Origin of the sequence: Bradyrhizobium sp. SZCCT0153 (assembly GCF_018129995.1) — a bacterium.
Classification (GTDB): Bacteria; Pseudomonadota; Alphaproteobacteria; order Rhizobiales; family Xanthobacteraceae; genus Bradyrhizobium; species Bradyrhizobium japonicum_G.
In genome coordinates, this window is the sequence record NZ_JAFCKS010000001.1 from 804,531 (window position 1) to 830,754 (window position 26,224).

Sequence of the window (26,224 nt, forward strand, 5' to 3'; positions counted from 1 at the left end):
AGCCTGCGTCCCTAACACGCGCGTCAGAATCTGGCGCATTTGTAAGTTGAAGGTGAGGGCGCATTTTCCTCATCTGATCCCCTGGAGCGGCGAGACTGTCGCCGCGACAAGGAGGATCTTCCGATGCACAAAAGGCTTCTCACGGGCATCGTCGCGGCGGCCGTGGCTGCGACGCTGGCAGTCGCTTCGCCCGTTCTCGCCCGCGGTGGAGGCGGTGGCGGCGGCCATGGTGGTGGTTTCGGTGGCGGCGGCCACGGCGGCTTCGGCGGTGGTGGGCATTTCGGCGGCGGCATGCACGCGGGCGGTTTTGGTGGCATGCATGTCGGCGGTATGGGTGGTGCGCGCTTCGCCCATGTCGGCGGGCCGGCGTTTGGCGGCGCGCGGTTCTCTCATGCCGCGATCGGGCCGGGCTTCGCCGGCGTCGGCTGGCACGGCCACCACGCCTTCTTCCATCACCATCACTTGCGCCGTTTCGCCGTCTTCGGCGCGCCTTATTACTACGCCGGCTACAATGATGGTTGCTGGCGCAGAAGCTGGACGCCCTATGGATGGCAATGGGTCAATGTGTGCGGAGACTACTGGTAGTCGCATCGCCGTACCGCACCATTGTCGCGATCGCCATCGGGCGGTTCCGCTCAGCCCCGGAACGGGATAGTCTGGTGGCGATCGTCGCGGGGAGTTTGCCATGACCGGAGGCCACCGTCGCATCCTGGTCGTCGAGGACGATCCGGAAACCGCAGGCCAGCTCGTCGAGGAGTTGACGACCTCCGGCTACGACGTCGATCTCGCAGCCAGCGGGCGCGAAGCCCTGAGTCATGGCATCGCGCGCAACTATGCCGTGATCACCATCGACCGCATGCTGCCTGACATCGACGGCATCACCGTGATGCGCCAATTGCGCGACGACGGCATCGCCGCGCCGTTCCTGATCATCTCCGCGCTCGGCGAGGTCGATGATCGCGTGCGGGGTCTGCGCGCCGGCGGTGACGATTATCTCGTCAAGCCGTTTTCCTTCACCGAATTGCTGGCGCGGCTCGAGGCGCTCGGCCGCCGCAGCGAGACCGTCGCCAAGGAGACGATCTTGCGGGTCGGCGACCTCGCCATCGACCTGATCGCGCGCAACGCCAGCCGCCGCGGCCGCAAAATCCCGCTGCTGCCGCGGGAATTCCAGCTGCTCGAATATCTCGTCCGCAACGAGGGCCGCGTCGTCTCGCGCGCGATGCTGCTCCAGCACGTCTGGGACCTGCATTTCGATCCCTCCACCAACATCATCGACGTCTATGTCGGACGCGTCCGCCGCAAGGTCGACGATGCCCAGGCCTATCCGTTGATCCACACCATCCGCGGCATCGGATATTGCCTCCGTGCTCCTGGTTAAGACGCTCCGCTCCTCGACCTTCCGCCTCGCGCTGATCGCGATCGCGGCGTTCGGGCTGATCGTCGCCGCGATCATGGCGTATGTCTACTTCGGCACCATTGCCTTTGTGCGGAGCCGGGTCGGTGACGCCGGCGATCACGGCGGCTTCACCGCGATGATCGAGCTTGCGATGGTCGCGGTCGCCCTGTTGCTCCTGGTGCTCGCCGGGCTGGCGGCCGTGCTGGTGACGCGCCGGACGGTCGGGCGGATCGAGGAGATCAATGCCACCAGCCGCGCCATCATGCTGTCCGGTCTCGACCGGCGCATCCCCTTGCGCGGCAGCCACGACGAGTGGGACCGCGTGGCGGAAAACCTCAACCATATGCTCGATCGCATCGAGACGCTGATGGGCGAGGTCAAGCAGGTCAGCAACAACGTCGCCCACGATCTGCGCACGCCGCTGACACGCATGCGGGGCCGGCTGGAGAAGGCCTATCATGCCCCGCGCACAGGCGAGGCAGATGCGGCGCTGATCGGCGACACCATCGCCGATCTCGACGCCGTGCTGGGCATGTTCGCCTCCATCACGCGGATCTCGGAGATCGAGACCCGCGCCCGCAGGAGCGCCTTTCGCGCGCTCAATCTCGCCGAGGTCGCCGGCGAGGTCGTCGAGCTCTACGATGCCGCAGCCGAACAGGTCGCGACGCGGCTCAGCCTTGGCGGCGACCGCGAGGTGGCGATCACGGGCGATCGCGACCTTCTGTTCGACGCGATCGCCAATCTCGTCGATAACGCGATCAAGCACGGGCGGACGGGAGGGCAGGTCACCGTGACCTGTCGCGGCGCCGGCGCCGGTGGCGGGGCGACGATCGCGATCGCGGACGATGGTCCGGGCATTCCAGTTGAGGCGCGCGATCACGTCTTCAAGCGCTTCTACCGGCTCGAACAGAGCCGCTATACCCCGGGCAACGGCCTGGGCTTGAGCCTGGTTGCCGCCGTTGCCGGCCTCCACGGCGCAGAGATCGCGCTGCACGACAATGCGCCGGGCCTCACGGTCCAGCTCACCTTCCCGGCGACATCATAGCTCGATCACGCCGCGGCGCGCGGCATGCGCCACCGCATCGGTACGACCGGTGGCATCGAGCTTGTCCAGCAGCGAGCCGACGTGAAACTTCACGGTGTGCACGGAGATGCCGAGCTGACGCGCGATCATCTTGTTGGAGCCGCCCTCGGCCATCAGCGCCAGCACGTCGAGCTCGCGCTGCGTCAGCGCGATGTCGTCGGGCATGGTGCGCGCGTCGCGGGCGACGACCGTCGCAGCCGCTTGCTCGCCGGGCGCGGCAAGGCGAAGCCCGGCGACATTGCCGAGCAGCGTCGCCAGGCGGTCGGCGAGGGCGGGATCGTCGATCTCAAGCGACAGCACGATCTCCGGCGTCTTCGTCTCGTCCTCGCTCACGCCTCCGGCCTTTCGCCGACCGTGACCTTGAAGCTGACCGGCTCGCCGCCGCGACGCGCTGCGACATCGACCACCGCGCCGACGCTCGCCGGACCCAGGGTGCGCGACAGCGCGCGTACGCCGGACAGCTTCTGGTCGTTGACCGCGACGATGACGTCGCCCTGGCGGATGCCGGCCGCGGCCGAAGGTCCGGCCTTGTCGACGTTCATCACCATCGCGCCGATTCCGTCGTCGAGCCGCACCGGCTGGAGCCCGAGGCCGAGATAGCCGCGTGCGATGCGGCCGCGTGTCTCGAGCTGGGCCGCGACCCGCTCGATTGTCGCCGTCGGGATCACCAGCACGCGCCTGGGGCCGAGCACGGCCATGCCGAAAGCTTCACCCGATGCATCGAGCGCGAGGCCGCCCTGCTGGCTGGAGCGCAGGCGGACGTCGAGCTCGATCCGCGCGTCGATGTCGCCGCCGCGCAGGCTGCGCCAGCTCTTGCCGGACAGCGACACCATCCCGAGCGCGGCGCTCGGCGCGTCGCGATGGGTGGCGACCACGACCGACAGCGCGCCAAGGGATGGGATGGTGGCGGCCAGCTTGACTGGCGCGGGGCCGGCATCGATGCGCAGCAGCGCGATATCGGTCGTGTGGTCGCGGCCGGCGATCGTTGCGGCCGCGGTGCCGCCGTCAGGGAGGCCGATCTCGACCTCCCCCTCGTCAGCCAGGGCCTCGTCTGCAGTGACGATCAGGCCTGGCTTCCAGACGAAGCCGGTCGCGCGGGAGCGGTGCGAGTGCACGGAGACGACGGACGGTGCGGTGCGGGCCACCACATCCGCGAGAGCGGACGACAGTGAGGACAGAGGAGTTGGGTCGGTCATGGCTGGCTCCTGTAAGTTGTCCTCAATCTGGGATGTCGCGGCCGATCGCGTAACTGGCCGCATGGCCAGGAAAATGGCCAGGAAAAATGGCCAAGGAAGCTGATCCGTAAGACCACGGCCGACGAACATGTGATTGGGAGGCGCTCACGGGAACGTGTAGCAATCGGCCGACACTGCGCCGCACGGCGCTCAAGCGTTTCCAGCGAGCCCCGATTGATGACCATCGACCTCACCCGCCGCACCATGCTTCAACTCGCCGGCGCCACCTCGCTGGCGATGGCCGCCGCGGCCGCGGCGCGCGCCGAGGGTATGCCGCAGGGCGGGGGGCCGACCTATGCCAGCCGTACGCCGATGCGGGTCGGCATGGTGACGCTGCGGGTGAAGAATCTCGACAAGGTGGCGGGCTACTACCGCGACGTGATCGGACTCACCGTCATGCAACGCTCGGCTGCGGCCGCAACGCTCGGCACGGCCGGCATCGCGCTGCTGGTGCTGGAAGCCCGCCCCGACGCCGCAATCGAGCCGCGGGACGCCGCCGGCCTCTACCACACCGCCTTCCTGATGCCGACGCGCAAGGACCTCGCGCGCTGGCTGGTGCATGCGGCCTCGCATCGCGTGCCGCTGTCGGGCTTCGCCGATCATCTCGTCAGCGAATCCGTCTATCTCGACGATCCCGAAGGCAACGGCATCGAGGTCTATGCCGACCGCGATCCCTCGCAATGGCAGTGGAGCGAGGGCAGCGTGAAGATGGCGACCGACGAGCTCAACATCCCCGACCTGCTGTCGCTGACCAACACGCGCGTCGCCGACTACGCCAAGGCGCCGGACGGTCTGCGCATCGGTCACATGCATCTGCGCGTCGGCGATCTCGCGCAGGCCGAGAGCTTCTATCACGGCACGATCGGCCTCGATCCGACGCGCAAGCGCAACGGCGCCGCGTTCCTGTCGTCGGGCCGCTATCACCATCACCTCGGCATGAACGTCTGGCAGAGCCAGGGCGCCGGCCAACGCGACGATCAGGCAACCGGCCTCGCCTGGTTCTCACTGGTGACGGCGAAGCCGGATCTGCTCGCCGCCCAGGAGGAGCGCCTGCGCAAGGGCGGCGCGAAGGTCACGGCGCTCGCGAATGGCGTTGAGGCGATCGATCCCTGGGGCACGCGGGTGCGCCTGATCGGGGTTTGATCGCGGGCGCGAGCGTTGGTAATACCGGTCAGGCGCTCAGCCAGTTTCCGGGATCCACACCTGACATGTCCGATTTTCACGGCGTCTTCCCCTATCTTGTCTCGCCCGTCGATGCCGACGGCACGGTGCGCACGAACGTACTTGCAAAACTTTGCGACGATCTGATCGGCGCCGGCGTGCACGGGCTGACGCCGCTCGGTTCGACCGGCGAATTCGCCTATCTCAACGCCGTGCAACGCACGGCGATCGTGCAGACCACGATCGAGGCGGCGAAGGGACGTGTGCCGGTTGTCGCCGGCGTGGCCGCGACCACGACGGCGGATGCGGTCGCACAGGCGAAAGCGTACCAGAAGCTCGGCGCCGACGGCATCCTGGCGATCCTGGAAGCCTATTTTCCGCTCGCCGATGCCCAGGTCGAATCCTACTTCCGCAGCATTGCCGACGCGGTGGATATCCCCGTCGTCATCTACACCAATCCGCAATTCCAGCGCTCCGATCTGACGCTCGACATCATCGCGCGCCTCGCCGGGCATCCGCGCATCGGCTACATCAAGGATGCCTCGACCAACACCGGCCGGCTGCTCTCGATCATGAACCGCTGCGGCGATGCCTTGCGCGTGTTCTCGGCCTCCGCCCACATCCCCGCCGCGGTGATGCTGATCGGCGGCCTCGGCTGGATGGCGGGACCTGCCTGCATCGTCCCGCGTCAGAGCGTCGCGCTTTACGACCTGTGCAAGGCCGGCCGCTGGGACGAGGCCATGGCGCTCCAGCGCAGGCTGTGGCGCATCAACGAGGCCTTCGCCCGCTTCAACCTCGCCGCCTGCATCAAGGCGGGGCTGGCGATCCAGGGCTACGACGTCGGCGACCCCGTCCCTCCGCAGGCGGCCCTGACGGCCGATGCGCGCAAGGTGGTGGAAGCGGCGCTGCTGGAGCTTGCATAGCGCATCCGGCATGACGAAATCGTGGATATGCCGCCTAAAACCCCGGCTGGTCTCGGCTGCCTCGATCCGCTAAAAGGCTGCCGCATTTCAAGAGACCTCGAGGACCCAGCGGAATGAACATTCTTCCCGGCAATTTGCGTTTCGGAGCGGGGCAGCCCGTCAGGCGTTTGGAAGACCAGCGGCTGCTCACCGGGAAGGGGCAGTTCATCGACGACAAGCCGGAGGATGGCGCGCTGTGGTTGCACGTGCTGCGCTCGCCGCATGCCCACGCGAAGATCGTCTCGATCGAGACCGGCGCGGCGGCCGCGATGCCCGGCGTCACCGCGATCTACACCGGCGCCGACCTCGTCAAGGACGATATCGGCACCATCCCGACCCTGAGCATCTTCAAGCGCCCCGACGGCAAGCCGATGACCGTGCCGCCGCGGCGCCTGCTGGCCCACGAGGTCGTGCGCTACGCCGGCGAGGCGATTGCGGCGGTGGTGGCGGCCTCTCGCGCGGAAGCGCAGAGCGCGGCCGAAGCGATCGTGGTCGAATACGACGTGCAGCCGGCGGTGGTCGATCCGGTCGAGGCGGTCAAGCCCGGCGCGCCCGTAGTGTGGCCGGAGGCGCCCGACAACATCGTCGGCGCGATGAGCTATGGCGACGCCGCCAAGGTGGACGAGGCTTTTGCCAGCGCGGCGCATACGGTCGAGCTCGACCTCGTCAGCCAGCGCCTCGTGCCGTCGGCGATGGAGCCGCGCTCCACCATTGCCGAGATCGACAAGACGTCCGGACGGCTCCTCCTGCACGTGCAGTCGCAGACGCCCGCCTCGACCCGCGACGTGCTGGCGGAAGCCGTGCTGAAGCGCCCGAAGGACAGCGTGCGCGTGCTGGTCGGCGATATCGGCGGCGGCTTCGGCCAGAAGACCAACCTCTATCCCGAGGACGGCATCGTCGCCTATGCCGCGACCAAGCTGAACAGGAAGATCCGCTGGCGCGGCGATCGCACCGACGAATTCGTCGGCGGCACCCATGGCCGCGATCTGACCTCCACCGCCTCCTTCGCGCTCGACGAGAAGGGCAAGGTGCTGGCCTATCGCGTCAAGTCGATCGGCTGTACCGGCGCGTATTCCTCAGGCGCAGCCAACATCATTCCGCTGGTGCTCGGACCGTTCGTGCAGACCGGCGTCTACGACCTGCCGCTGGTGCATTTCGAGGTGAAGTCGGTGATGACCAACACCGCGCCCGTCGGTGCCTATCGCGGCGCCGGCCGGCCGGAGGCCGTGTTCATCGTCGAGCGCCTGTTCGATGCCGCCGCGCGAAAAATCGGCATGGACCCGCGCGCGATCCGGAAAGCGAACTACATCAAGCCGGCGCAGCTGCCCTACACCAACGCGGCGGGCCAGGTTTACGATTCCGGTGCCTTCGCCCACATGCTCGACCGCGCCGTGAAGCTTGCGGACTGGGACGGCTTTGCCGCGCGCAAGAAGGCCGCGAAGAAGAAGGGCTTGCTCTACGGACGCGGCCTCACCTCCTATATCGAATGGACCGGCGGCCGCGCTCACACCGAGAAGGTCAGCCTGCATGCGACCTCGCAGGGTCGCGTCGTGCTTCATTCCGGCACCATGGCGATGGGACAGGGGTTGCAGACCACCTACACCCAGATGATCTCCGACACGCTCGGAATTGCCATGGACAAGATCGACGTGGTCCAGGGCGACACTGATCTGGCCATGGGTTTTGGCAGCGTCGGCTCGCGTTCGCTGTTCGTCGGCGGCACCGCGGTTGCGGTCTCCTCCAACGACATGATCCAGAAAGCGCGCGAGAAGGCGGCGAACGTGTTGGAAACGTCGGTCGAGGACATCGAATATCAGGGCGGCATGCTGACCGTGGTCGGCACCGACCGCCGCATCAGCCTGTTCGATCTCGCCGAGAAGGAGAGCGGCGCCAGGCTCAGCGTCGATTCCGAAGGCGAGGTGGATGGGCCGAGCTGGCCGAACGGAACGCATATCTGCGAGGTCGAGATCGACCCGGAGACCGGCGTCTCCAAGGTGGTGCGCTACACCACGGTCGATGACGTCGGCGTCGCCGTGAACCCGATGCTGGTGACCGGCCAGATCCATGGCGGCGTCGCGCAGGGCATCGGCCAGGCGCTGTATGAGGGCGTCTCGTACGATGCCGATGGCCAGCTCCTCACCGCGAGCTACCAGGATTACTGCATCCCGCGCGCTGACGACGTGCCGCCGATCGAGGTGACGCTTGACGATTCCGCGCCGTGCCGCACCAACCCGCTCGGCGCCAAGGGCTGCGGCGAGTCCGGCGCCATCGGCGGTCCGCCCTGCGTCACCAACGGCGTGATGGACGCGCTCGCCGAGCTCGGCATCACCCAGCTCAACACTCCGCTCACGCCGCAGAAGATCTGGAAGGCGATCAGGGACGCGAGGGCGGCGGGTTAGTTACGCGGCGTGTAGCCCGGATGGAGCGCAGCGAAATCCGGGCCCGCGCTATTGCCACGACGTCATTGCGAGCGCAGCGAAGCAATCCAGAGTCCCTCCACGGAAGGATTCTGGATTGCTTCGTCGCAAGGGCTCCTCGCAATGACGAAGGAGAGAGGCGTATCCCGTCAAATCCCCAGCATCATCTTCGCAATGATGTCTCGCTGGATCTCCGAGGTGCCGCCGAAGATCGTGTAGGCGCGGCCGTTGAGATATTCCGGCACCACCGTCAGCATCTCCTCCGGCATCGCCGGCTCGTGGTTGAGCTTGTAGAGCGGGCGCATCGGCTCGACGACGAGTGCGTCGTGGCCGATCACATCGGCGCCCAACCGCGTTACGGCCTGACGGATCTCGCTGTTGCGCAGCTTCAGGATCGACGACACCGCGCCGGGATTCTGCCCGGTCTGCAGCGCCGAGAGCACGCGCAGCTCCGTCATCTCCAGCGCGTCGATGTCGATCTCGACCTCCGAGATGCGCGTTGCGATGTCGGGGCTGTCGATCGCGCGGCCGGTCAGGTCGGATTCGGCGAGCTCCGCGATTGCCTTCAGCCCCTCGCGCAGTTTCGCTGACGCAATCCCCGAGCCGCGCTCGAACTCGAGCAGATATTTGCCGTAGGTCCAGCCCTTGCCTTCCTCGCCGACGCGGTTGGCCACGGGCACGCGGACGTCGTCGAAGAACACCTGGTTGACCTCGTGGTCGCCTCCGATGGTGAGGATAGGCCGCGTGGTGATGCCCGGCGTCTTCATGTCGATCAGGACAAAACTGATGCCGTCCTGCTGCCGCGGCCCGTCACTGGTGCGCACCAGCGCGAACATGCGGTTGGCGTGGTGGGCGTGCGTGGTCCAGATTTTTGTGCCGTTGATGATGTAGTCGTCGCCGTCGCGCACCGCGCGGGTCTTCAGCGAGGAGAGGTCGGAGCCGGAGCCCGGCTCGGAATAGCCCTGGCACCAGTAGTCTTCGCCAGACAGGATTCGCGGCAAATAGAAATTCTTCTGCTCCGGCGAGCCGAAGCCGATGATGACGGGCCCCACCATCTTCACGCCCATCACGTTGACGTTCGGCACCCCGGCGCGTGCGGATTCGGTCTCGAAGATCCAGCGCTGCGCCGGCGTCCAGTCCGGCCCGCCATGCTCGACCGGCCAGCCCGGCGCGCCCCAGCCCTGCTTGTTCAATGCGCGCTGCCAGGCCATGCCGATGTCAGGGTCGGAGAATACCGACGGCGTCAGTGCGGTCGCGCGCTTCATCTCGTCGGTGAGATTCTTCGCAATGAAGCCGCGCACCTCGTCCTGGAAGGCGCGCTCCTCGGCATTGAACGACAGGTCCATGATGCGATCCTCTGGTCAGGCCGGAATGGTGATGCGGCCAAGCCGGGCGTGGCGGCCATAATGATGCGCGCTGCCGCCGAACAGCGTGTCGAAGGCGACGAGGCGCTTGAAATAGGCGCCGACCTCGAGCTCCTCGGTGACGCCCATGCCGCCGTGGAGCTGGATCGACTGCTCGCCGACGAAGCGCGCGCATTTTCCGATCTTCGCTTTCGCGCCCGAGGCCGCTCGCGCCCGCTCGACCGGCGGGCTATCTGCCTTCAGCGCTGCGCGCAACGCCATCGATCGCGCCTCGTCCACTTGCATCGCCATGTCGGCGAGGCGGTGGCGGATTACCTGGTTCGCCGAGAGCGGCCGGCCGAATTGCTTCCGGATCTTGGTGTATTCCAGCGTGGTGTCGAGCAGCGTCTGCATGATGCCGACGGCTTCCGCACCGAGCGCGGCGATGGCGCGATCGATCGCCCATTCGATCGCTGGTAACGCATCGCTGCCGTTGCCGAGCAGAGAATCCCCCGGCAGTTGCACGTCCGCCAGCTCGATATTGCAGGCCCTCCCGCCGCCGAGGCGCTCATAGTCGCTGACGACGAGGCTCGGCGCCGTCGCTGGCACAAGAAACAGGCCGATCCGTCCCGACGGCCCCTGATGATCGTGGATATGCGCGGAGACGATGATCTCGTCGGCGGCATGACCGTCGAGCACCGCGATCTTGCTACCGGCAAGCCGCCAGCCCTGCGCGGTCTTGTTCGCGGTCGCTGCGACCTTGGCGAGATCGAACCGCGCGGCGCGCTCGGAATGCGCGAATGCGAGCTTCAACGATCCGTCTGCGATCTTCGGCAGGCTCGCCTGCTTTTGCATGGCGTTGCCGCATTTCTCGATCAAGGCGGCACCGAGCACCACGGTCGCGATATAGGGCTCCGACACCAGCCCGCGCCCAAAGGCCTCCATCAGGATGCCGATCTCGACCGCGCCGCCGCCGAGCCCGCCGAGCTCTTCAGGTATCGGCAGCGCCAGCCAGCCGAGCTCGGCGAACTGCTTCCACACCGCAGGACTGAAGCCGAGCGGATCGTTCGCCATCTTGCGGCGGTGATCGGCATCGTAGCTTTCGGCCACGAAGCGTTCCGCGCTTTCGCGCAGCAGCCGTTGCTCGTCGCTGAGATTGAGGTCCATGGCGCTACTCCGCGGCCGCCGGCGGCTTGCGCACGGAGGGATGCAGTCCGGACGGATCGACCACCATGCCGAACTCCTGGAGATTATGCGCGTGACAGAGCTGATGCAGCGCAAAGGCCTGGTCGATCGCGGCCGGCTGGCCCATCACGTCGACCGAGCGGTTGACGGCTTCCTTGGTCAGCTTCAGTGCAAATGACGGCTTCGATGCGATCCTGCGCGCCAGCTCCAGCACGGACGCCGAGAGCTCCGCACGCGGCACGACCCGATTGACCATGCCGAGCTGATGCGCCTCCTGTGCGCTCCAGCTGTCGGCCGTGAACAGGAACTCCTTGGCTTTGCGCGGGCCAAGCTCCCAAGGATGCACGAACCATTCAACGCCGCAAACGCCCATGGTGACGACGGGATCGCAGAACTGCGCATCGTCGCTGGCGACTATGAGGTCGCAGGCCCAGGCCAGCATCAGGCCCCCGGCGATGCACTTGCCGTGCACCTCGGCGATAGTGGGTTTGGCGAGGTTGCGCCAGCGCCGCGTGATCTGGAGATAAATTTCCTGCTCGCGCGCAAAGCGGCCATGGGCGTTGGGCTCGGCAAAGCCGCCCCAATTTCCTACCGGTGGAAAATCGACGCCTGCGGCATTCTTGCCACCAGGGCGAAGGTCGTGGCCGGAGGAGAAGTGCGGCCCGTTGCCGGCGAGGACGATGACCTTGACCGCGTCGTCCTGCACCGCTTCGTCGAAGGCGGCATTGAGGTCGTAGGTCATTTGCAGGTTCTGCGCGTTGCGCGCATCGGGCCGGTTCATCACGATCCGGGCAATTGCCGGCTCCGGCCGCTCCATGAGGATGGTCTCGAACGAGGACATCGCGTTCCCTCTGGCGTTTCCGGTTTGATCTTGTTGTTCCGCTAAGTTGACTATGTCGGCCAAGGATAGGCAAGAGGCTTGCGTCAGTCGGCTGCTTTTCGCGCCGCCGGCGCAAGATGTCTGGCACCACGCGCACTCAATCTGGTAGTTTGCACCGGATTCCACCGGGAGAAATTTGATGCGCAAGATCCTGACCGTGCTGGCGGCCCTGGCCTCGCTGAGCCTCACCAATTGCGGCTACAACGCGATCCAGAGCGAGGACGAGCAGATCAAGGCCAACTGGTCCGAGGTCGTGAACCAGTATCAGCGCCGCGCCGATCTCGTGCCCAATCTCGTCAACTCGGTGAAGGGTTTTGCGCAGCAGGAAAAGGACGTTCTGCTCGGCGTCACCAATGCCCGTGCCAAGGTCGGCAGCATCCAGGCGACGCCGGAGGTGCTGAACGACCCAGCAGCCTTCCAGAAGTTCCAGGCCGCGCAGGGCGAGCTCTCGAGCGCGCTGTCGCGCCTGCTTGTCGTCACCGAGAATTATCCGCAGCTCAAATCGGATGCGCTGTTCAAGGATTTGATGTCCCAGCTCGAAGGCACCGAGAACCGCATCACGGTAGCGCGCAACCGCTACATCAAGGCGGTGCAGGAGTACAACGTCACCATCCGCTCGTTCCCGAGCAACCTGACCGCGATGATGTTCGGCTACAAGGAGAAGCCGAATTTCTCGGTCGAGAACGAGAAGGAAATCTCGACCGCGCCGAAGGTTGATTTCAACCCGTCGCCCGCGCCCTCGAAATAGCGCCGTCGGCTGACGATGCGCTCCATCAAAGGCTTCCTGATTGCGATCGTCCTGATATGGGCGTCCGCAGCGGCCGCCGACGTCGCGGTGCCGCAGCTCACCGGGCGTGTGGTCGATCAGACCGGCACGCTCTCCAGCGGCGACATCGCCGCGCTGTCACAAAAGCTGCAGGACTTCGAGACGCGCAAGGGCAGCCAGCTCGCCGTCCTGATCGTGCCGACGACACAGCCGGAGACGATCGAGCAGTTCTCGATCCGCGTTGCGGAGACCTGGAAGATCGGACGCAAGAAGGTCGATGACGGCGCGATCCTCGTCGTGGCCAAGAACGACCGGCACCTTCGCATCGAGGTCGGCTACGGCCTCGAAGGCGCGCTCACCGACGTCACCTCGCGGCGCATCATCGACGAGATCGTCACGCCGAAGTTCAGAACGGGCGATTTCAGTGGCGGCATCTCGGATGGCGTCGATCGGATGATCCGCGTCATCGACGGCGAGCCGCTGCCGGTTCCCTCGCCCAGCGTGAATTTCGGCAATCTGGACGATATCGCGCCGCTCTTCATCGTGACGCTGTTCGCCTCGATCGGCGTCGGAGGATTCTTCCGGGCCATGCTGGGGCGGCTGCTCGGATCATTGGCGACCGGGGGCATCGTCGCAGCATTGACCTGGCTCATTCTAGGTTCCTTCGCGCTCGCCATCGCTCTCGGAGCCCTCGGCTTCATCATCGGATTCATCGCCGACCTGTTCTCGGCGATGGGACCAGGCACGGGAGCGTCGCGTCGAGGCTCGTGGCAGAGCGGGTCCTCGGGAGGTGGCTGGAGCAGCGGATCGTCGTCGAGCGGCGGATTCAGCGGCGGTGGCGGCAGTTTCGGCGGCGGCGGCGCCTCGGGGAGCTGGTAGGTCATGGGCATCGGGCGAATCGGCAGGCATCTGCTTCATCACCATTGGCGCGCCAAGCGGGTGTTTCCGCCAAACGTGCTGGGCCGCATAGAGCAGGCAATCCGGCAAAGCGAGACCACGCATTCCGGCCAGATCCGCTTCGTCGTCGAAGGCGCGCTCGACGGCGGTCCGCTGTTCCGCAACCAGCCGGCCCGCGAGCGGGCGCTCGACGTGTTCTCGCATCTGCGCATCTGGGACACCGCCCACAACAACGGCGTCCTGATCTATCTCCTGCTCGCCGACCGCGACGTCGAGATCATCGCCGATCGCGGCATCGACGCGAAGGTGAGTGCCGAGGGCTGGGAGACGATCTGCCGCGCGATGGAGGCCGAGTTCAGGTCCGGCCAGTTCGAGCGCGGCGTGCTGGGTGGCATCGCGGCGGTGTCACGTGAATTGGCGCGGTATTTCCCGCCGCAGGAGTCTCACCCGAACGAGCTGCCGGATGCGCCTGTGGTTCTCTGACGCCGGGACGACGGTTTCAATCGTCCAGCTTGTTCAGGTCCCGCACCGACTGCATGATCGGCTCGAAATTCGAGCGCGCATCAAGCGCGTCGAACAATTGTGCTGTGTCTTCCAAGAGGCCGTGCGACCGCGCGATGGCGATGCGCACGTCCTCCTGCGGCGTGTCCGACAGCCGCCCGTGGCCTGACAGCAGGAGCTTCGCGTTCAGCCCTTTCAACCGCTCCAGCGACTGGATGTAGTCGGCGATGCTGCCGGAGCCGAACACGCCGCCCATCACGCCGCCGGGCATCAACGTGTCGGCGGCGAACAACAATCCCTTGTCCTGGTCGAACAGCGTGATGCAGGCCGAGGTGTGGCCCGGCGTGTACATCACATTGAGGCGGAAGTTTCCGAGGTCGATCAGATTGCCTTCCTCGAGCCAGATGTCGACGTTGATCGGCATGTTCGGCTCGTTGAACATCTTTCGCAGCATCGAGAAATCGTCGCGCAGCATGATCTTGTTGGCGGCCAGGCGATGGGCTGCGACATAGGTGCGGCGTTCGTTGAAATGCCAGGCGGCGCCGATATGGTCGAGATGCTCGTGGCTCAGCACCACCATGTCGATCTTCTCGGGCGGGCATTCGGCAAAGTTCAGGCATTCCACCATCGCCGGAAAGTTCGACGACAGGCCGACGTCGATCAGGATCGTCCGCGCCGAGCCGCGCACGAGATAGGCGTTCGCCGCGCGGTTGGAGAAGCGGATCTGAAAGACGTCATCGGTCGCCTGGATCAGCGAGCAGGTGTCGTTCTTCATCAGGACCGGGAAGGCCGTCGGCTTGCGGTCGCTCATGGCTGTGTAGCCCTGTAGGTGACCGCGTTGGAGGCGCGCAGGCGCTTTGCGAGCGCGTCCATCACCATCAGTGCGAACGCCGGCTGCTGGCTGACGAGATAGACGAAGCGGGCGTGGTTGATCCTCATCACCCTGGTGTTCGGCGCAGATGAGATCGCAGTCGCCGAGCGCGCCGAGCCGTCGATGACGGCCATCTCGCCGAAGAACTCGCCTTTGCCAAGCTTGATGATGCTGGTCTTGCCGACGTCGTTCATCTTGGCGATCTCGACCTCGCCATCGAGCACGACGAACAACTCGCGGCCGGTCGAGCCCTCCTCGAAGATGACGTCATCGACATCAAACGTGTTGATGCACTTCTCGATCGTCATCGTGCCTCTCCTGGCACCCCCGGGCTTTCTGCCTGTCGGGACGGTAAGCCATGTTAGCCGGGGAATTGCTTCAGGCAAGCAACGCCCTTGGGTGATGGCGGCCTCCCGCAGGGCAGCATCGGCTGACAATCTGTTGCACGGTGCCACACCGGTTCCATTTTCCCGGCCAAATTCGGCCCCGGATGAGTTCCTAAAATTTCGGTAAGCGGGTCCACAGGTAAGGATTTCGCAAGCAATGAAAGTTACCAAAAGGTCAACCCAGACTGGAGTATTTGAGCCGTGAGCGAACCAATGGCCGAGCAGGCTGCCCAGGATACAGGCGTCGTTGAAGTCGCTGCGACCGCGCCGCAGGCCGTCGAAGCCGCCGCCGGCATCGAGGCCCCCTCGATCGCCCCCGACCACGAGGCGCCGCCCAAGCCCGATCCGGTCAAGGCGGATGCCCCCGCTGTTCAGCCGCCCCGCATCGAGGTGCCGAAATTCAGTGCCCAGCTCGCGGTTGAGCCCAAGGCTCAGTCCAAGCCTGAGTCCAAGTCCGAGCCGAAGCCCGGCAAGCTCATCGTCATGGCCCCGTCGGAGCGCTCCTGGGAGCGTGAAGAATTTGCTCCGCATGTGAAGGCGGACGAGCCGCGCGAGACCGGCGGCAAGCGCCGTCTGTCGGCGATGGCAGCGGTCGTGGCGATCGCGGCGAGCGTCGGCGCGATCAGCGGCGCGCTCGCGACCGCCGGCATGATGCACTTCGCCAGCCCCGCCCCGACTCAGGTCGCCGACACCAGCGCGCTGGATGCTTCCGTCGCCCGGATCGACGCCGATGTCGTCGCGCTGAAGGCGAATGTCGAGCACACCTCCAGGACCGGCCTTGGCCAGTTCAACCGGACCAACGACCGCCTCGACAAGCTCGAGAAGGCGCAGGCCGAGCCGATGGCGAGGATCGCAAAGCTGTCCGAGACCGTCGACAAGCTCCGCGCCACGCCTGCGAAGGAAACCACCGGCTCGATCGCACCGACCCAGGTTGCGACCGCCGCGGCTGCGCCGGCCCCGGTGCCCGCCGCACCCAAGACCGAGGTCGGCCGGCTGCCGACGATCGAGGGCTGGGTGCTGCGCGACGTCGCCAATGGCGGTGCGCTGATCGAGGGCCGCGGAGGCCTCTACGAAGTCTACGCCGGCGATCCGATCCCCGGCATTGGCCGTGTCGATGCGATCCGCCGCCAGGACGGCCGTTGGGTGGTCGTCACCAGCAAGGGCCTGATCGTCGCGCGCTGAGCGGCTGATATCCGGCGTCCGAAGAGGCGCTTCACCACCATGTGAAGCGCCTTTTTGCTTGAATAGCCGTCTCGGCGCGGTGTTATTGAAGGCATGAGCCGCGCGCTGCGAATTCTCGTTGCCGCCGCCGTCTTTATTGGCGGCGCCGTTCCGCTTTTCGCGGCGGAGATAGCGCCGCTGACGCGCGGCACGGCGATCACCGATCCCGATCTGCTGCGCGAGTTCGACCAGCACGATGCGCTCACGATCTCGCGCCTGTTGGGGCCGGAGCGGAACGCGGACGTTCCGTTGACGACCGATCTGCTGTTCTCGCGGCTGCCCCAGCTCAAGCAAATTCCGCCCGCGATCGACGCGGAGTTCGACCGCTACGTCGCCCGGCTGAAAGCGGCCTATCCGACCGAGACCGTCGGTGTCGGCGAAGGCTTTGACGTGCAGCTGTTCGACCGGGCCAATCTGAAATCCCGCGAGACGCGTTTCGTGCTGGCCGGAATCGTCAACCGCATGGACCGCGCTTATGTTGCGGAAGAGACCTGCGGCGAGATCCGTCTGATCTACCGTCTGGCGCGTTTCGACACCGGGCCGGACGGCGGCAAGACCGCAACGCGGCTGCCGATGACGCTCAATCTGGTGATGAAGGCGCGCGATGCGCGACAGACGGACGGGAACGGCAAGCCGATCCCCTGCGCCGAGATCGCGCGGCGCTGGCTCGACAATGGCGACTGGCAGGGGCTGATCGGAGCCCGCTTCGCTCCTCACGATGCGATGCTCGATCGCATCGAGACCAACATCCAGCTCTCGGTCGCCGCAAAATCGGCGCTGCACGATTTCCGCTCGGACTATCTGCTCAAGGTGTTCAAATACGACGCCGCCACGAAGACTTTCGAGGAATCGACGCTGGAGAACCAGATCGACCGTGACCGCATCCTCGCCGACGACGCGCTCCGGCGCGACTTCAGGGATTGGCTGCTCGCGCCCGATCGTCTTCGCGAGTTCGATCGCGGCACGGTGCTGATTCCGGAGAAATTCCTGGCCAGGTCTGCGATCGTGCCGACGCCAGCCGGCCTCGATGCTTCTCCGTTGCAGCCGGAGTTCGGGATGATGCAGGGGGAGGGCAACGGGGAGGGGCAAGGCGAGCCTGTCTTCGCCGACAATGACGTGGTCGGCGCGCTGAAGCAGGCGGCCGCGCGCGGCATCGACATGCAGAACATCCGCTCGGTCGCGGGCTTCCGGCGCCGCCTCAACGACGTCACCTGCGCCGGATGCCATCAGACCCGCGGCATCGGCGGCTTCCATTTCCCCGGCGTCGATTGGCTCGCCGACAAGCCGTCGAACTCCAATATCGTGCCGGCCTCGCCGCATTTCTTCGGCGATCAGGTCCGCCGCCGCGACATCCTGATAGCGTTCGCCGCGGGCAAGCGCCCTGATTTCTCACGCGGATTTGCCAGCCGGCCGCAGACGCGCGGCAGCAACGAACTGGCCGGCACCGAATATCAGGACGGCTGGGGCGCGCATTGTTCCCTGGAAAAGGGGGGATCGGGAACGCCCGACAGGAGTTTTACGTCATGGAGCTGTGCTAAAGGCTTGACCTGTCAGGCTGCGGCGGCCTCGAGCCGCATCGGCATGTGCTTCATCAAGACGCGTTAGCGCGCGATCCGGAAAAGTGTGTAGCGGTTTTTCGAAGAGATCACGCGCAAGATAAAGCCAGCAAGCGATTTGGATGACCCATGACGGATAGCAGCGACGCCAACAAGGAGCGCAATCGCGAGATTGCGCGCAATGAGGAAGCCAAGCAGGTCAGCGGCAGCGTCCGAGTCAGCACCTGGGCCATTGCGATGGTGGTCATCGTCGGCGGCATCCTGTTCACGCTCGGCTGGCTGGCGCTGAAGTAGCCGGCGCCCTCAATTCGCGTAATTCGTCATCCGCTTGCCGGGCAGCAGCTCATAGGCCGGCTTCCAGCCGGGCAGTGCCGCCATACGGCCGAGCCAGGCGTGGATGGCGGGATGGCTCGCCCTGAAATCGAAGCCGTGCTCGTCGCTCGGATAGTGCAGATAGGCCATCATCGAGATATCGGCGACCGTCGGCCTGGTGCCGATCGCGAAGGCATTGTGCTGGAGATGACCGTCGAGGATGCCGAGGAAGTCCTCGAGCCGGCGGTGAAAGTGCTTCAGCACCTGCGGATCGTTTTTCTCGGTGAAGGCCCGCATGAAGCGGTAGGTCGCCATGTAACCGGTGAGCTTGTGGTTGTCCCAGAACAGCCAGCGCAGCAGCTCGAACTGTTCCTCCGCCGTCTCGGCGCCGAAGCGGCCATACTGCTCGGCAAGCTTCAGCAGGAGCGGTGCGGTCTGCGTCATCTTCACGCCGTCAACCTCGAGCACGGGAATCTCGCCCATCTCGTTGACGGCCTTGCGCCACTCCGCGGTGCGCGTGACGCCGCCGCCAAAATCGGTCCAGACCGGCTCGAACGTCTCGCCGCAAAGCGTCAGCATCAACGCCAGCTTGTAGCTGTTGCCGGATTCGGGGAAGTAGTGCAGGCGGTAGCTCGGCATGGGACCTCGCGACGTCGGGGCTCTGCCGATTGTTATACCGAGATGTTTTAACGCCGTCATTGCGAGCGCAGCGAAGCAATCCAGCAATGCATCCGCGGTGGGATTCTGGATTGCTTCGCTGCGCTCGCAATGACCGTGTTTGTGGGGCGAGCTTACCCCACCGCCCCCGAGCCCCGCAGCTGCTTGATCGCGGCCTCGTCGTATCCCGCGCCACGCAAAATCTCGTCACTGTGCTCGCCGACGCCGGGCGGCTTGCGCGGTTGCACCTTCCTGGCGCCGTCGATCCAGATCGGACTGGAGATCGTGAGCATGGTGTCGTTCTCGAACGGCACCAGCACCTCGTTGTCGAGCATCTGCTTGTCGTTGGGGATGTCGTCCAGAATGCCGACGATGCCGAACACCAGACCGTTGCCGTCGAGGATCCTGCGCCATTCGGCGAGATCCTTTGTGGCGAAGGTCTCGTCGAAGATCTTGATCAGCTCGACAGAGCGGGCGTGGCGGTCAGGCTTGGTGGCGAAACGCGGATCGGTGATTAGATCTTCGCGGCCCAAGCATTTGGCCAGCGTCGGAAACTGCTTCTCCTCGCTGAGCAGCGACAGGATAAGCCAGCGGCCGTCCTTGCACTGATAGTGGTTGGCGACAGCGTTCAGCGCGCGCTCGCGCGGCCGTCGCTCGGCGAATTTGGCGCCGCAGAGCTTGGCCTGCGCCAGCACGCTCGCCGCCCACACGCCGTTCGCCATCAGATTGGAGGCGACATGCGAGCCCTTGCCGGTCTTCTCGCGCTGATACAGCGCGGTGACGATGGCGCCGTAGAACGCCATGGCGCAGGGATGGTCGCCCATGCCGGCGACGGAGCGGGCCGGCGTGGTGTCGGTGTCGGCGCGGACGAGGTCCATCAGCCCCGAACGCGCCCAATAGGCATTGCTGTCGAAGCCGGGCTTGTTGGCCTCTTCGCCCTTCTCGCCATAGCCGGTGAAAGAGGCGTAGATCAGCCGGTCGTTGAGATGGGCGAGGTGGTCATAGGTGATGCCGAGCTTGGCGCGCACCGGCGGCGGCATGTTGGTGATGAAGACGTCGGCCTCTTCCACCAGCTTGTAGAGCACGGCCTGCGCCTCCGGCTTTGCGAGGTCGAGCGCGATGCTCTTCTTGTTGCGGGCTTCAAGCAGCCAGGCGAAATTGTGCTCACTGCTCGGATAGCCCGGAATGTTGGGTAGATTGCGGTACGGGTCGCCGGCGCCGGGCGGCTCGATCTTGACGACATCGGCGCCGAAATCCGACAGCACGGTCGCGGCCGCGGGCGCTGCGATGAAGCTCGCGCAATCCAGAACCTTCAGGCCTGCAAAAATGCCTTTTTCCATCGCGGCGTTGCTCCCTCGCTCTTGTCGTTTCCCGCGCGCTGGAATTGGTGCGGGCAGGCCATCGGCAGCATTAGACCGATGTTTCGGCGGGATGCAACGCTCCTTGCTTGCCTCACGCCTCGCCTGCGAGCAGGGCAGCATTGCCGCCGGCCGCGGCGGTGTTGATGGTTACCGTCTGCTCGGTCGCAAAGCGCGCGAGGTAATGTGGGCCGCCTGCCTTGGGGCCGGTTCCGGAGAGGCCGTTGCCGCCGAACGGCTGGACGCCGACCACGGCACCGATCATGTTGCGGTTGACGTAGATGTTGCCGATCTGGACGCGGTCGATGATGGCCTCGATGGTGTCGTCGATGCGCGAATGGATGCCGAGCGTGAGGCCGTAGCCGCTGCGGGCGATGGCTTGCAAGACGCGTTCGAGGTTCTCGGCGCGGTAGCGCACGACGTGGAGGATCGGGCCGAACACCTCTTCCGTCAGCTGGCCTGCGTCCTTGAGCTCGAAGATGTGCGGCGCGACGAAGCAGCCCTCTGGCGCCGCGCCTGCGAAGTGCAGCCGCGCCGCGGTCTTCATGCGCGCGATGTGCGCATCCAGCCTCTGCTTGGCCTCGGCGTCGATCACCGGGCCGATATGGGTTGCGACGTCAGAGGGATCGCCGAGCTTCAACTCGCGCGCCGCGCCAGCGATCATCTCGATCATGCGGTCGGCGACGTCCTCCTGCACGAACAGTAGCCGCAGCGCCGAGCAGCGCTGGCCGGCGGAACGGAAGGCGGAGGTCACGACGTCGTCGGCGACCTGCTCGGGCAGCGCGGTGGCATCCGCGATCATGGCGTTGATGCCGCCGGTCTCCGCGATCAGCGGCACGATCGGCCCATCCTTGGCGGCCAGCGTGCGGTTGATCAGGCGGGCGACCTCGGTCGAGCCGGTGAAGACGATTCCGGCGATATCGGGATGCGCGGTCAGCACGCTGCCAATGCGGCCGTCGCCGGTGACGAGATGCAGCGCGCCAGCGGGGATGCCGGCCGCGTGCAGCAGGGCTACCGCCTCAAGCGCGATGCGCGGCGTCTGCTCGGCGGGTTTTGCCACCACGCTGTTGCCGGCCATCAACGCCGCCGTGACCTGGCCGAGAAAGATCGCCAGCGGAAAATTCCACGGCGAGATCGCGACGAAGACGCCGCGGCCGCGCATGGTGAGCACGTTGCTCTCGCCGGTCGGGCCGGGCATCGCCGTCTCGCTGCCGAACAGTTTACGGCCCTGCGCGGCATAGTAGCGGCAGAAGTCGGCGGCCTCGCGCAGCTCCGACAGCGCATCGTCGAGCGTCTTGCCGCCCTCGCGCTGCAGCAGCGCGATGAAACGAGCGCTGCGGCTCTCCAGCAGATACGCGGCCTGCTCCAGGGCCGCCGCACGTGTTCCGGCGGGCGTCCGGCTCCAGCTGGCAAAGCCCGCGCGCGCTGCGGCCACTGCGGCGTCGGCCCGATCCGCGGTTGCATCGCCGATCGGCGCGAGGTCGGCCGTCTCGGCCTTGATGTCAGCAAGCAGTTGGTCGAGTGCGGCGCGCGCGCCGAACTCGACGCCCCGTGAATTCCGCCGCTCCGGTGCGAACAGGTCGCCAGGGAGCGGAATCCTGGGATGGGCCGCCGCTTGCGGCCGGACAATGGCATCCGCCGGACGCTGCAACAACGCCGGGACAGGCACGCGATAATCGGCGGCCTGCGCCACGAAAGATGAATTGGCGCCATTCTCCAAAAGCCGGCGCACCAGATAGGCGAGCAGGTCGCGATGGCTGCCCACGGGCGCGTAGGTGCGGTAGGCGATGTCGGGGTGATCCTTGGAGAGCTGCTCGTAGAGCGCTTCGCCCATGCCGTGCAGGCGCTGGAATTCGAAGCCGCCGTTGTTGCCGGCAAGCTCCAGCACGGTCGCGACCGTCAGCGCGTTGTGGGTCGCGAATTGCGGGAAGATGCGTGGCCGCAAGGAAAGCAGCTTCGCGGCACAGGCAACATAGTTCAGATCCGTCATCGCCTTGCGCGTGAACACGGGATAGCCGTCGAGCCCGCGCTCCTGCGCGCGCTTGATCTCGGTGTCCCAATAGGCGCCCTTGACCAGCCGCACCATCAGCTTGCGATCGTGCGCGCGGGCGAGCGCATCGACATAGTCGATCACCGCGCTTGCGCGCTTCTGATAGGCCTGGATGGCGAGGCCAAATCCGTCCCAGCCGGCAAGCGAAGGATCGGCGAGCGTCGCCGCGATCACGTCGAGCGACAGCTCTAGTCTGTCGGCTTCCTCGGCATCGACGGTGAAGTTCAGATCATGGGCCTTGGCGCGCTGCGCCAGATCGAGCAGCTGCGGCACCAGCTCGGCCATCACGCGCGCGTGGGTGATTGCCTCGAAGCGCGGATGCAGCGCCGAGAGTTTTACGGATATGCCGGGCCGGTCGGGCAGGGGATGGCTGCCCGCCGCCTTGCCGATCGTCTCGATCGCGCTCGCATAGGCATCGAAATAGCGCGTTGCGTCCGCCGCCGTGCGCGCGCCTTCGCCGAGCATGTCGAAGGAGTAGCGCGTCTTCTGGCCGGATCGCGGCCTACCTCGCTCCAGCGCCTGCTCGATGGTCTCACCCAGCACGAAATGATTGCCCATCAGCCGCATCGCCTGACGCGTCGCGGTGCGCACCGCCGGCGCGCCGAGCCGCTTCACCAGACGGCCGATGGTGCCGTCGGGCGTCTCGCCGGGCTGAATCACCCGCGCCGACAGGCCCAGTGCCCATGCCGAGGCGTTGACCAGGAAGGCCGTCGACCTGGTCTCGTGGTGGATGAAGTCGCCCTCGCCGAGCTTGTCCTCGATGAACTGGTCGGCGGTGCGCGCGTCCGGCACGCGAAGCAGTGCCTCGGCCAGCACCATCAGGGCGAGCCCCTCCTTGGTCGAGAGCGCGAATTCCCGCAGCATGTCCTCGACCCCGCCGAACCGGTCGTCGCGCTTGCGGATCGCCTCGATCAGCCGCGTCGCGGAGCGGTCGATCCGCGCCTCCTGCGGCGGGCTGAGATGCGACCCCGGCAAGAGGCGTGCGGCGATCTCGGCATCATCGGGCGCGTATGGAGCGGAAAACGGAGGCTGGATGTTCGGCATGGCGTGTCCTGTGGCTGAAATCCAGGATAAAGCCGGCGTTACCGTAGTTCGATAGACAAATTAGTCGATTTGCCTTAGAAAATGAAGGCTACCAATGTTTTGACCGGATAAAGTATGGAACTCGATCGAACGGACCGGAGAATCCTCTCGATTTTGCAGCAGGATGGGCGAATCGCCAATGTCGAGCTCGCCGAGCGCATCGGCCTGTCCCCGACCTCGATCGGCGAGCGGCTGAAGCGATTGCAGCGCGAGGGGTTTGTCGAAGGCTACGGCGCGCGGCTCAATCCGCACCGGCTCGGCCTCGGGCTGCTGGTGTTCGTCGAGGTGCTGCTCGACAAGACCACGCCCGACAATTTCGAGCGTTTTGCGCGTGCGGTGAAGCTCGCGCCTGAAGTGCTGGAGTGTCACATGGTTGCCGGCGGCTTCGACTATCTTGTGAAGGCGCGACTGGCCGACATGACCGCGTATCGGCGTTTCCTCGGCGAGACCCTGCTGTCGATGCCGGGCGTGCGCGAGACGCGAACCTATGCGGTGATGGAAGAGATCAAGCGCGACGCACCGTTGCCGGTAGACTGACGAAATGCCGTCGCGATTGTCATTGCCGAGGCGCTGGATGGGCGGTCCTTGCAGAAAAACAGCTCTCCGTGTGCAATCGCAACGCCTGTCGTCGAATGCACTGACCGTCTTCTAAAATTTTTTTGGCCCACTCCCGGACAGATCCGGGAGGCAGCAAAGGCTGGCGGGCTTATACTTTGAGGTTCTCTGCGGAGGTCTTGCCCCGGTTTGCGATCTCTTCGTATTCCACCGTCTGTCCTTCGTTGAGCGAGGACAGGCCGGCCTTCTGCACTGCCGAGATATGCACGAACACATCCTTGCCGCCCGACGCAGGCTGGATAAATCCATAACCCTTCGTCGGGTTGAACCACTTGACCGTACCTTTAGCCATCACGTCTTCTCCGCGGGTCTTCCTCCGAGATCTCGAACCGCCAGTCCCCGCCAACCGGCCGGTTCGGTCCTAATAAGATACGCGGAATGTGGCGGGCTTCATAGATCAAACCACATCGGCATTTCGCGGAATTCCGCTCAACTTCGCGGCGTTTTTACCCGGTTTTGCCCGTTTCGAGGTCAGTCGGCCCGCACGCGTCCCGCTGTCTGTCAATAAGTCGCGGCTAGATAATCGACGATCTTGCCGACATCGGCATCGTCGATCGGCGCGCCGTAGACCTTGATCATCTTGGTCACCTCGGCCTGCCAAAAAGCTTTCTTGTCCTTCATCGGCGGCTGCGTGTTGATGTAGTCGGCCGAATGGCAGGCGCTGCAATTGCCCTGCACGATCTCGAGGTTGGGGCCGGGCTTGAAGGCGGCGACCTCGTTCGGGAGCTGGTAGTTGACGGGCGCCGCGGTCACGGCGCCGATGCCGGCCCCGAGGGCGAGTGAGATGGCGAGGAGAACGGTGCGCTGCATGATTCATTCTCCCTTCAGGCCACGCTGACGCGGACGTTTTCGACGACGTTGCGCAGATAACCCGCCGGGTTCCAGCGTGGCGTGTCCGGCTGGGTCTCGCCGCCATTGCCGGTGGCACGGACCTTGAGATCATAGGAGCCGGCGGCGAGCTTCACCGCCAGCTTCCATTCACGGAATGAGTATTTGCCGAGATCCTTGCCGAGCCTGGCGCTGGTCCAGGTCTTGCCGCCGTCGGTGGAGACCTGGACCTCCTTGATGCCCTTGCCGCCGTCGAAGGCGATGCCGCGCAGCGTGGTGCGCCCCGCCTTCAGCTTGGCGCCGTCGGGCACGCTGGTGATGAAGGAGCGGATGGTGAAGCGGTTGATCGGGATCGTCGCCTTCGGCGTCGTGCCCGGCTCGATCGCATTGTTCGGGGTATCGGGAATGCGATAGGCCGACTTCATCCAGAAGCCGTCAAAGACATTGTCGACGACGGTGATCTCGCTGAGGTGCTTGACCCAGTAGGTGCCGTAATAGCCCGGCACGATCAGGCGCAGCGGAAAGCCGTTCAGGAACGGCAGGTCCTCGCCGTTCATGCCATACGCCAGCATCACTTCGCCGTCGGTGGCGTGATCGAGGTCGAGCGCCTTGACGAAGTCGGGCGTCTTGTCGCTGGCCGGGCCGTCCATGCCGTTGAAGGTGACTTGCTGGGCGCCGCTTTGCACGCCCGCCATCTCCAGCACGGCCTTGAGCGGCACGCCGCGCCAGCGCGCATTGCCCATCGCGCCGTTGGCGAGCTGGCCGCCGGCGACGCGCGGCTCAAAGAGGCCGCGGCTGTTGCCGGAGCACTGGTTGACGGCGACGATCTCGGTCGCCTTCATCTTCCTGATATCCTTCAGCGACAGCTTGAGCGGCTTGTCGACCTTGCCCTTGACCTCAAGCGTGAACTTGTCGGGGTCGAGATTGTAGGGCAGGTCGGAGAGATGGTAGCGGACGAAGAACGCGTTGTTCGGCGTGATCGGGCCGTCGTTGAACACAGCGAACGGCGTCTCGAGCTGTGGCGGCCGGCTGGTCAGGCCGATCATCGGCCGCTTCTGCGGATATTTCACCAGCGGCCGCTCGCCATTGGCAAACGGCAGCGTGACGGTGTCGAGTGCCAGCGCCTTGGTGGAATTCAATGTGGCCGCCATGGCGGCAAGGCCCGCTCCTTTGAGCAGGTCGCGTCGATCGAACATTCTCGTCTCCTCCCGGAGCTTTTCGTTGGATCGCGGTCATCACCGCGAACACGCGCTCATCTGTCGCGACGACTCGGATGAAGTCAATTCGTGCTTTCGCAGCAGGCCCATGCCGCTGCGTTGCAGCAAGCCGGTGTTACGAAGCGACGGCCCGAGTTGGCCGAATCGAGTCCCGCCGCGAGTTTGGTGCACTTCTCCCGCTTGCGGGAGAGGTCGGCGCGTAGCGCCGGGTGAGGGTTTTCTCTGCTAGGGGAGTGTCCCGTG

The 26,224-nt window shown here is 65.6% G+C and carries 26 protein-coding genes; 13 read left to right on the plus strand and 13 right to left on the minus strand.

The window, feature by feature from the left end; genetic code table 11:
- The first annotated feature begins 123 nt into the window (after positions 1 to 123).
- The 3 genes from JQ572_RS04025 (at position 124) to JQ572_RS04035 (ending at position 2,441) form a co-directional block, all read left to right on the plus strand.
- Positions 124 to 585: a hypothetical protein gene (locus tag JQ572_RS04025; RefSeq protein WP_211381661.1), complete on the plus strand. Its 462-nt coding sequence runs from the start codon at positions 124 to 126 to the stop codon at positions 583 to 585.
- A 100-nt stretch (positions 586 to 685) separates the two neighbouring features.
- Positions 686 to 1,378 carry a response regulator transcription factor gene (locus tag JQ572_RS04030; protein WP_211381662.1) on the plus strand — a complete coding sequence of 231 codons (693 nt, stop codon included), beginning with the start codon at positions 686 to 688 and terminating at the stop codon, positions 1,376 to 1,378.
- On the plus strand, positions 1,365 to 2,441 hold the full coding sequence (locus JQ572_RS04035) for a sensor histidine kinase (RefSeq protein WP_211381663.1): 1,077 nt from the start codon (positions 1,365 to 1,367) through the stop codon (positions 2,439 to 2,441). Before JQ572_RS04030 ends, JQ572_RS04035 begins: the two co-directional genes overlap by 14 nt.
- Here JQ572_RS04035 and JQ572_RS04040 read toward each other — a convergent pair.
- Positions 2,436 to 2,813, minus strand: coding sequence for a response regulator transcription factor (locus JQ572_RS04040; RefSeq protein WP_211381664.1), 378 nt, complete (start codon positions 2,811 to 2,813; stop codon positions 2,436 to 2,438). The two genes, JQ572_RS04035 and JQ572_RS04040, sit on opposite strands and share 6 nt — an antisense overlap.
- On the minus strand, positions 2,810 to 3,676 hold the full coding sequence (locus tag JQ572_RS04045) for a S1C family serine protease (RefSeq protein ID WP_211381665.1): 867 nt from the start codon (positions 3,674 to 3,676) through the stop codon (positions 2,810 to 2,812). The genes JQ572_RS04040 and JQ572_RS04045 overlap by 4 nt, the downstream gene beginning before the upstream one ends.
- 216 nt (positions 3,677 to 3,892) lie before the next feature.
- Here JQ572_RS04045 and JQ572_RS04050 point away from each other — a divergent pair, with 216 nt between their 5' ends.
- The 3 genes from JQ572_RS04050 (at position 3,893) to JQ572_RS04060 (ending at position 8,237) form a co-directional block, all read left to right on the plus strand.
- Complete coding sequence (locus tag JQ572_RS04050; protein WP_211381666.1) at positions 3,893 to 4,858, plus strand: VOC family protein; 966 nt, start codon at positions 3,893 to 3,895, stop codon at positions 4,856 to 4,858.
- Positions 4,859 to 4,923: 65 nt separating this feature from the next.
- Positions 4,924 to 5,799 carry a dihydrodipicolinate synthase family protein gene (locus JQ572_RS04055; RefSeq protein ID WP_211381667.1) on the plus strand — a complete coding sequence of 292 codons (876 nt, stop codon included), beginning with the start codon at positions 4,924 to 4,926 and terminating at the stop codon, positions 5,797 to 5,799.
- A gap of 113 nt (positions 5,800 to 5,912) precedes the next feature.
- Positions 5,913 to 8,237, plus strand: a complete 2,325-nt coding sequence (locus tag JQ572_RS04060; RefSeq protein WP_211381668.1) for a xanthine dehydrogenase family protein molybdopterin-binding subunit — start codon at positions 5,913 to 5,915, stop codon at positions 8,235 to 8,237.
- 167 nt (positions 8,238 to 8,404) lie between these two features.
- On the opposite strand, the gene JQ572_RS04065 is transcribed toward JQ572_RS04060, so the two are convergent.
- From JQ572_RS04065 to JQ572_RS04075, 3 genes are read right to left on the minus strand one after another with little or no spacing between them, the layout of a single operon-like run.
- Positions 8,405 to 9,601: an acyl-CoA dehydrogenase family protein gene (locus tag JQ572_RS04065; protein ID WP_211381669.1), complete on the minus strand. Its 1,197-nt coding sequence runs from the start codon at positions 9,599 to 9,601 to the stop codon at positions 8,405 to 8,407.
- A 15-nt stretch (positions 9,602 to 9,616) separates the two neighbouring features.
- Positions 9,617 to 10,765: an acyl-CoA dehydrogenase family protein gene (locus JQ572_RS04070; protein ID WP_211381670.1), complete on the minus strand. Its 1,149-nt coding sequence runs from the start codon at positions 10,763 to 10,765 to the stop codon at positions 9,617 to 9,619.
- Between the two features lie 4 nt (positions 10,766 to 10,769).
- On the minus strand, positions 10,770 to 11,624 hold the full coding sequence (locus JQ572_RS04075) for an enoyl-CoA hydratase (protein WP_211381671.1): 855 nt from the start codon (positions 11,622 to 11,624) through the stop codon (positions 10,770 to 10,772).
- 178 nt (positions 11,625 to 11,802) lie between these two features.
- Here JQ572_RS04075 and JQ572_RS04080 point away from each other — a divergent pair, with 178 nt between their 5' ends.
- From JQ572_RS04080 to JQ572_RS04090, 3 genes are read left to right on the plus strand one after another with little or no spacing between them, the layout of a single operon-like run.
- Positions 11,803 to 12,411 carry a LemA family protein gene (locus tag JQ572_RS04080; protein ID WP_211381672.1) on the plus strand — a complete coding sequence of 203 codons (609 nt, stop codon included), beginning with the start codon at positions 11,803 to 11,805 and terminating at the stop codon, positions 12,409 to 12,411.
- A 15-nt stretch (positions 12,412 to 12,426) separates the two neighbouring features.
- Positions 12,427 to 13,308, plus strand: coding sequence for a TPM domain-containing protein (locus JQ572_RS04085; RefSeq protein WP_211381673.1), 882 nt, complete (start codon positions 12,427 to 12,429; stop codon positions 13,306 to 13,308).
- A 3-nt stretch (positions 13,309 to 13,311) separates the two neighbouring features.
- Complete coding sequence (locus JQ572_RS04090; RefSeq protein ID WP_211381674.1) at positions 13,312 to 13,809, plus strand: TPM domain-containing protein; 498 nt, start codon at positions 13,312 to 13,314, stop codon at positions 13,807 to 13,809.
- Positions 13,810 to 13,825: 16 nt separating this feature from the next.
- Here JQ572_RS04090 and JQ572_RS04095 read toward each other — a convergent pair whose 3' ends face one another.
- Complete coding sequence (locus JQ572_RS04095) at positions 13,826 to 14,638, minus strand: MBL fold metallo-hydrolase (RefSeq protein WP_211381675.1); 813 nt, start codon at positions 14,636 to 14,638, stop codon at positions 13,826 to 13,828.
- On the minus strand, positions 14,635 to 15,006 hold the full coding sequence (locus tag JQ572_RS04100) for a Crp/Fnr family transcriptional regulator (RefSeq protein ID WP_211381676.1): 372 nt from the start codon (positions 15,004 to 15,006) through the stop codon (positions 14,635 to 14,637). The genes JQ572_RS04095 and JQ572_RS04100 overlap by 4 nt, the downstream gene beginning before the upstream one ends.
- Before the next feature lie 291 nt (positions 15,007 to 15,297).
- On the opposite strand from JQ572_RS04100, the gene JQ572_RS04105 reads away from it, so the two are divergent.
- The 3 genes from JQ572_RS04105 (at position 15,298) to JQ572_RS04115 (ending at position 18,155) form a co-directional block, all read left to right on the plus strand.
- Positions 15,298 to 16,266: a hypothetical protein gene (locus tag JQ572_RS04105; RefSeq protein ID WP_211382407.1), complete on the plus strand. Its 969-nt coding sequence runs from the start codon at positions 15,298 to 15,300 to the stop codon at positions 16,264 to 16,266.
- A 93-nt stretch (positions 16,267 to 16,359) separates the two neighbouring features.
- The gene (locus tag JQ572_RS04110) at positions 16,360 to 17,910 is read left to right on the plus strand and encodes a hypothetical protein (protein WP_211381677.1); all 1,551 of its coding nucleotides are present in this window, start codon (positions 16,360 to 16,362) and stop codon (positions 17,908 to 17,910) included.
- Between the two features lie 80 nt (positions 17,911 to 17,990).
- Positions 17,991 to 18,155, plus strand: coding sequence for a hypothetical protein (locus JQ572_RS04115; protein ID WP_211381678.1), 165 nt, complete (start codon positions 17,991 to 17,993; stop codon positions 18,153 to 18,155).
- 9 nt (positions 18,156 to 18,164) lie between these two features.
- On the opposite strand, the gene JQ572_RS04120 is transcribed toward JQ572_RS04115, so the two are convergent.
- From JQ572_RS04120 to putA, 3 genes are all read right to left on the minus strand, one after another.
- Positions 18,165 to 18,812, minus strand: coding sequence for a glutathione S-transferase family protein (locus JQ572_RS04120; protein ID WP_211381679.1), 648 nt, complete (start codon positions 18,810 to 18,812; stop codon positions 18,165 to 18,167).
- A 152-nt stretch (positions 18,813 to 18,964) separates the two neighbouring features.
- Complete coding sequence (locus JQ572_RS04125) at positions 18,965 to 20,170, minus strand: CaiB/BaiF CoA transferase family protein (RefSeq protein WP_211381680.1); 1,206 nt, start codon at positions 20,168 to 20,170, stop codon at positions 18,965 to 18,967.
- A 112-nt stretch (positions 20,171 to 20,282) separates the two neighbouring features.
- Complete coding sequence (gene putA / locus JQ572_RS04130) at positions 20,283 to 23,282, minus strand: bifunctional proline dehydrogenase/L-glutamate gamma-semialdehyde dehydrogenase PutA (RefSeq protein WP_211381681.1); 3,000 nt, start codon at positions 23,280 to 23,282, stop codon at positions 20,283 to 20,285.
- Positions 23,283 to 23,396: 114 nt separating this feature from the next.
- Between putA and JQ572_RS04135 the strand changes: the two genes are divergently transcribed.
- Positions 23,397 to 23,858 carry an Lrp/AsnC ligand binding domain-containing protein gene (locus JQ572_RS04135; RefSeq protein ID WP_211381682.1) on the plus strand — a complete coding sequence of 154 codons (462 nt, stop codon included), beginning with the start codon at positions 23,397 to 23,399 and terminating at the stop codon, positions 23,856 to 23,858.
- Between the two features lie 169 nt (positions 23,859 to 24,027).
- On the opposite strand, the gene JQ572_RS04140 is transcribed toward JQ572_RS04135, so the two are convergent.
- The 3 genes from JQ572_RS04140 to sorA form a co-directional block, all read right to left on the minus strand.
- Positions 24,028 to 24,228, minus strand: coding sequence for a cold-shock protein (locus tag JQ572_RS04140; RefSeq protein ID WP_008134691.1), 201 nt, complete (start codon positions 24,226 to 24,228; stop codon positions 24,028 to 24,030).
- Between the two features lie 209 nt (positions 24,229 to 24,437).
- Complete coding sequence (gene sorB / locus JQ572_RS04145) at positions 24,438 to 24,746, minus strand: SorB family sulfite dehydrogenase c-type cytochrome subunit (RefSeq protein ID WP_211381683.1); 309 nt, start codon at positions 24,744 to 24,746, stop codon at positions 24,438 to 24,440.
- A 14-nt stretch (positions 24,747 to 24,760) separates the two neighbouring features.
- A complete protein-coding gene (gene sorA, locus JQ572_RS04150) occupies positions 24,761 to 25,960 on the minus strand; it encodes a SorA family sulfite dehydrogenase catalytic subunit (RefSeq protein ID WP_211381684.1) in 1,200 nt (399 codons plus the stop codon).
- Positions 25,961 to 26,224 lie beyond the last annotated feature (264 nt).